This window comes from Rhizobium sp. PDO1-076, from assembly GCF_000247475.1.
In the GTDB taxonomy this organism is placed as follows: Bacteria; Pseudomonadota; Alphaproteobacteria; order Rhizobiales; family Rhizobiaceae; genus Allorhizobium.
Map to the genome: position 1 here is coordinate 1 of NZ_AHZC01000159.1, position 4,062 is coordinate 4,062.

Annotated in this window: 7 protein-coding genes and 1 pseudogene; 2 read left to right on the forward strand and 6 right to left on the reverse strand. The window is 61.1% G+C overall.

Translation table 11 applies throughout. The annotated features are described in order from the left end of the window. Positions 1 to 180, forward strand: a pseudogene (locus PDO_RS29025) (enoyl ACP reductase FabMG family protein); the annotation flags it as partial. A gap of 105 nt (positions 181 to 285) precedes the next feature. On the opposite strand, the gene PDO_RS10750 reads toward PDO_RS29025, so the two are convergent. The 4 genes from PDO_RS10750 to PDO_RS10765 form a co-directional block, all read right to left on the reverse strand. Next, the gene (locus PDO_RS10750) at positions 286 to 618 is read right to left on the reverse strand and encodes an ATPase inhibitor subunit zeta (protein WP_141649885.1); all 333 of its coding nucleotides are present in this window, start codon (positions 616 to 618) and stop codon (positions 286 to 288) included. 26 nt (positions 619 to 644) lie between these two features. Beyond that, positions 645 to 947 (reverse strand): hypothetical protein, encoded by a 303-nt coding sequence (locus PDO_RS10755; RefSeq protein ID WP_007601701.1) that lies wholly within the window; start codon positions 945 to 947, stop codon positions 645 to 647. A 423-nt stretch (positions 948 to 1,370) separates the two neighbouring features. Beyond that, the gene (locus PDO_RS10760) at positions 1,371 to 1,784 is read right to left on the reverse strand and encodes a hypothetical protein (RefSeq protein WP_007601703.1); all 414 of its coding nucleotides are present in this window, start codon (positions 1,782 to 1,784) and stop codon (positions 1,371 to 1,373) included. Between the two features lie 143 nt (positions 1,785 to 1,927). After that, on the reverse strand, positions 1,928 to 2,344 hold the full coding sequence (locus tag PDO_RS10765) for a secondary thiamine-phosphate synthase enzyme YjbQ (RefSeq protein ID WP_007601705.1): 417 nt from the start codon (positions 2,342 to 2,344) through the stop codon (positions 1,928 to 1,930). Between the two features lie 125 nt (positions 2,345 to 2,469). On the opposite strand from PDO_RS10765, the gene PDO_RS10770 reads away from it, so the two are divergent. Then, positions 2,470 to 2,922 (forward strand): heme-degrading domain-containing protein, encoded by a 453-nt coding sequence (locus PDO_RS10770; RefSeq protein WP_007601707.1) that lies wholly within the window; start codon positions 2,470 to 2,472, stop codon positions 2,920 to 2,922. 6 nt (positions 2,923 to 2,928) lie between these two features. On the opposite strand, the gene PDO_RS10775 is transcribed toward PDO_RS10770, so the two are convergent. Both PDO_RS10775 and PDO_RS10780 read right to left on the reverse strand, forming a co-directional pair. Further along, a complete protein-coding gene (locus PDO_RS10775) occupies positions 2,929 to 3,309 on the reverse strand; it encodes a nuclear transport factor 2 family protein (RefSeq protein WP_007601708.1) in 381 nt (126 codons plus the stop codon). 77 nt (positions 3,310 to 3,386) lie between these two features. Continuing rightward, positions 3,387 to 4,062: ArgP/LysG family DNA-binding transcriptional regulator (locus PDO_RS10780; protein ID WP_007601709.1), on the reverse strand; the 676-nt coding region annotated here is incomplete at its 5' end.

Here is a 4,062-nt window from a genome sequence, read left to right on the forward strand (position 1 = left end):
GGAGGCAACAGGGCAGTTGATATTCGGCGCCTCATCCGCACCGGCAGGCCCCGGTCCCAGTGGCTCAACCATGATGTCGTCGCACGACGCCTCAATGCGTCGCACGAGAGGTCAGGGCTTTCGTCATCCGGAAAACAGCGCGATTCAAGCGCGAGCCCGTCACAGTTTGAGACGGCCTAAACCGGGTGAACCTGGCCGCCGCATTGGCTGCGGCTGCAATGCTACATAACCACTGACCTTGCAAAGCCACGGATGGCCCCGACAACACAGATCGGCGGCAAGCCCCTATTCGGTGCAGCCCGTGTCCTTCAGCGCCTGAACGTGAAAACGCCTGAGCGCCGCCTCGATATCGGCTTTGCTGAATGTGTGTCCGGCAAGCGACAGATCACGCGAGAGCCGCGCAACCACATCACTGTCGCCGGCGACAGCATGATCAACCTCATGCAGGTCGCGGGCATAGCGACCCAGATCATCGCCGACAAAGCCGATCAGCGAACCGGCCCAATAGCCTGCGAGCAGGTTGCGGCGCGCGCGGATGCCATCAAGCCCTTCGCCGTCATGATGCTCGGCATTCGAGCGGCCACCCGTCTTCTTGCTATCACCAGTCACAATCGTCATTGTCTCCTCCTTTTGATCGGTCGTCATCAGCTCGAAGCCTCCGTGCCGGTCAGGAACGTCGCAAGCGGTCCGCAAGCCGGGTTTCCGGCATCCAGCAATTCGGCCGGGCTCTGCCAACCGGTCGCAACAGCAACGACAGTGCTTCCTGCCCACCAGATATCGTCACCGGCACGGCTAATCAGAATTGGCGCGGTGGTGGCTAGGCAATCGCGCGACTGGCTGAGCACCTCAACCGAGGCGCCGGCCTGATCGAGTCGCGCCAGAATGTCGGCTTGTACCGGCTCAACGACAAAAGCGGCAAAAAGCGAAGCGATGAATTCGGAAATCATCGGGTCGTCCCCTTGAAGCGCTGTTCAAAGCCGGACAGTCGTGCGGCCGATGCCACACGTGGCCCCGGTTGCCCGGGGCGCGGATCGCAGCCCATTGACTGCGAAAAACGGCCAAGGCCGATCTGGGCGGAATAAGGGTGTTGCAAGGTCTTGTCCTCTGGCCGGCAAGCGTGTCGGAAAAACGGTCCGACATCGCAAGAGCGCCGGGCGGCTCTTACCAGAGGGGCCCGGACCAGCGGGTTGGTTTGTAGATGGGAAACGATTCGGGCGGCTTCAAGGCGTATGACGGCAATGAAACGAAAAACGGGCCATGCATCCCGGGTCTTATGGACCCCATTGATGCATGGCCCGGGCGACGGGCGATCAAGGCGGCGGAACGGCCGATCAGCCAACACCGCCATGCCTCAGCTGCAATGGCTGACCTCAGTAACGAATCACCGGGCAACCGCGCACATTGGCAAAGACCATCCTGTCGAAGTCGCCGCGGCGGACACCGCCCACGACAACGCGGCGGGGTGTGATGTCCATGATCCGTGCGCGGCGCAGGCCGCTCCACTGTGCCTTTTCAACAGCCTGGTTCGGGCGGCAATCGCCGCGGTCGTGCCGCTGGGCGCGCTCATAGCGGCGACCCCGTTCACCACGCCGGTCCCGCTCATCGATAACCGGTCCACGGTCCCAGTGACGCGGGCCATCGCGGTAGTCGACACCAAAGCCTGGGCCGCCGACATAGACGCCCCAGCTATCGGCCGATGCGGTGGATGTCGTGGCGGCAAGGCCGGTCACGGCCATGACGGATACCAGGGCGGCCATACCCAGTTTGCGCAGCATGTCGATCATTTCTCTCTCCTCTTCGAGTTCCGGGCATCTGGCCCTTTGTCCATCCCGCCGTTGCGAGCGATTGAGGAGAGAATAGGTGCCTCCGGCTGAACGCAGTCCGAAGCCGTCATTCAGCCGGCATTCATGCAAATCACAGGCGGGTGTCACACATGCAGGACGATCTGGCGCCGATGCGGATGATCGCGATGCTCGAAGAGATAGATGCCTTGCCAGGTGCCCAGAAGCAGCCGCCCATCAGCAAATGGAATGCTCAACGATACCGGCAGCAATGCTGCCTTGATATGGGCCGGCATATCGTCCGGTCCCTCGTCGCGATGGATGATATAGTCCATTGCGGGGTCGGTCGTAGGCGGCACGAGGCGCCGAAAAAATGCTTTCAGATCAACCTGCACCGAGGGATCGGCATTTTCCTGGATCAGCAGCGAACAGGATGTGTGCCGGACGAAGACAGTCAGCAGGCCATCGTCTGAGCCCTCTTCGCTCACAAAGCGTGCCGCTTTTTCGGTAAACTCGTAAAGCCCCTGCCCGTGCGTCGATAGCTCGATCCGTCCGATGGCCATTGTTGTCTCCTGGTATCGTGCCTGACATCGTGTTTGTGCCGCTATTGACACGGGACAAAGTCTGTCTGCCGCTTGGCGCAGCCATTCCCTGTCGTTAGTCTCTGGCAAACTCAGGAGGATGAACGATGAGCCTGCTCGACACGCTGGAAAAACAGGAAAAACAGCTGGTCTTCAAGACCTTTGATGAAATCACCGCACTCGAAGTGGGGCAAGCTCTGGTCAAGCAGGCCCTGGCGGAAAAGGCGCCGGTGGTCATCGACATCCGCACCCCCGACCGCACGCTCTTTCATGCCGCCCTGCCCGGATCCTCACCCGACAACGATCACTGGGCGCGTCGCAAGAGCAATGTTGCGTTACGCTTCCACAAGGCATCGATGCGCATCGGTGAACTGAACCGCAGCAAGGACCGTGGCGTGACACCTGATCTCGGCCTTGATCCGCTCGACTATGCTGATCATGGCGGCAGTTTCCCGGTCCGGCTCGGCAGTCTGGTTGTCGCGGCAATCACTGTGTCGGGCCTGAAATCGCAGGAGGATCATGACATGATCGTCAAAATTCTCGAGGATTATCTGGCATGAGCGCATTCACGGCCTGATTGCGGCAAACAGGCTCATCCGGTTGAAGGCTTCGCCTTCGCACGCAAACACCATCACCGCGGGAAGCGAATAGGGTCCGCCGTCGTTGCCGTTTTCGGCATCGACGCCACGGCGGTCGCTGCCCCTCAACGTGCATTCGACAGCAACACGCATTTCAGCCTCATCAATCATCACCACCATATCCGCCAGCGACACGTCATGCCGCAACACATAGGCAGACAGCGTATCGCGAAACGAGGCATGGCCGATCACCCTGATACCATCGGGCAGATCAAGCACGGCGTCTTCCTCGAAGGCGGCGATCAGCCGATCGAAATCACGCCGGTTCAATGCATCGATCACGGCAAGGGTCTGATCTTTCAGGGACATAGGCAAAGCTCCTTTTCCTCTCCGATTAGATAGGCCCGTCCCTGCTGCCGGCAAGGTCAGTTGATTTCCATCGGCCATCAGAGCGGCTGCAAGACCGCTCCGGCAGCGCCGACAACCGCCGCGGTCAAAGGTGCGAGCTGCGCCTTGATCGATCGGCTGACGTGCCAATAGAGCGGCACGTCAAGGGGTTGCGCGTTGATTAACGGCAAGAGCCGGCCGGCAGAAATATGCCCCGCGACCAGAGCCTGCGGGTTCATGCCCCAGCCAAGCCCGGCAATGGCCCCATCGACAAAGGCCTGGCTGGACGGCAGCCAGTGAGAGGGCCCGATTTCGGCACATCCGGTCGCCCCTTCGGCCCAGCGCAACTGCAACTGATCCTTGGCGTTGAAAGTCAATGCAGGTGCCCGTGCAAGTGTCGCAGCCGTAACGCCCTCCTCACCGAACCAGTCTCGATGGAAGTCGGGACTTGCCGTCGCGATATAACGCAAGGCACCCAGCGGCCTGCAATCGCATCCCTGCACCGGCTGCGACGAACCGCTGATCGCCGCCCGCACTTCGCCACGACGCAACCAATCTGCGCTGTGATCCTGATCGTCGAGCACGAGATCGAACAGCGTTTCCGGCACCGCCGCCATCGCCGGCACGAACCACGTGGCGAGACTGTCGGCATTGACCGCAATCCGCAGGCTCGGCCAGACAGCGCCAGCATTTCGCCCCGTCTGATCAAGACCCAGGTCACGCCGCAGTCCCTGC